Below are 1,246 nucleotides of genomic sequence, written 5' to 3' on the forward strand. Positions count from 1 at the left end.
CGAGCGCCACGCCGTGCTGCGCACCCGCTTCGAGGGCGGGGAGGGCGAGCCGCGTCAGGTGGTGCTGCCGCAGGTCGATGTCGCGGTCGAGCAGGCCGTGCTGCCGGCGGCCGGAACGCCTGGGGCGGAGCCGACGCTGTCCGCCTGGCTGCAGGCCCGGGTGAGGCGACCCTTCGACCTCGCCCGGCCGCCGCTGCTGCGCGTCGCCCTGGCCCGGCGCGGCGAAGCCGATTGGGTGCTGCTGCTGGTGATGCATCACATCGTGGTCGATGCCTGGTCGACCGCGGTGCTGGTCCGCGACCTCGCCCGGGCCTATGGCGAGGCGCTGCGCGACCCGTCCCGCCGGGGCCGGCCGCTGCCCGCACCGGCGCTGGACTATGCCGACTACGCCGCCTGGCAGCGCCGGCGCTTCGCCGGCGACCGCCGCGGAGAGGCCGTGGCGCGATGGAAGGACTATCTCGGCGACGACGTGCCGGTGCTGGCGCTGCCGACCGACCGGCCGCGCGACACCGAGGGCAGCCGTCCCGGCGGCCGCGTCGATTTCGCCTTGCCGCTGGATCTGGCCCGGTCGATTCAGGTCCTCTGCCGGGAGGAGGGCTGCACGCCCTTCGTCGTGCTGCTGGCCGCCTGGCAGTTGCTGCTCGGCCGCCTGTCCGGCCAATCGGATTTCGCGGTCGGCGTGCCGAACGCCGCGCGCGGCCGGGCCGAGACCCATGACCTGCTCGGCTTCTTCGTCAACACTCAGGTCTATCGCGTCCGGCTCGACCCGCGCCTCACCGTCCGGGCGCTGTGCCGCCGGCTGCGCGGCGAGGCGATGACCGCGCTCGACCAGGCCGACGTCCCGTTCGAGCTGCTGCTGGACGGGCTCGACATCGCCCGGGATGCGTCGCACACGCCGCTGTTCCAGTCGCTGTTCAACTTCCGCGCCAGCCGCGACGCGGCGCCCCTGGCGCTGGAGGGGGTGACGGCTGAGGTGATCGACCTCGACACCGGCACCACCCAGTTCGACCTGTCGCTGGATGTGGCCGCGGACGGGCACGGCATCGACTGCCGGGTCGAGTTCGATGCCGGCCTGTTCGACCGGGCGACGGTGGAACGTTGGCGCGACGGCTTCGTCGCGGTGCTGCGGCGGATGGTTTCGATCCCGGACCGCGTGCTGGGTGGCATCGGCCTACTGACGGCTGCCGACGAGGCGTGCCTGTCGGCTTGGAACGCGACGGACGTGTCGTATGAGCAAGTCCCGAGC

Annotated in this window: 1 protein-coding gene; it reads left to right on the forward strand. The window is 73.4% G+C overall.

The window, feature by feature from the left end:
- On the forward strand, positions 1–1,246 hold a 1,246-nt coding region (locus P409_RS34670; protein WP_034849477.1), incomplete at both ends, for a condensation domain-containing protein.

Source organism: Inquilinus limosus MP06, from assembly GCF_000767795.1.
Classification (GTDB): domain Bacteria; phylum Pseudomonadota; class Alphaproteobacteria; order DSM-16000; family Inquilinaceae; genus Inquilinus; species Inquilinus limosus_E.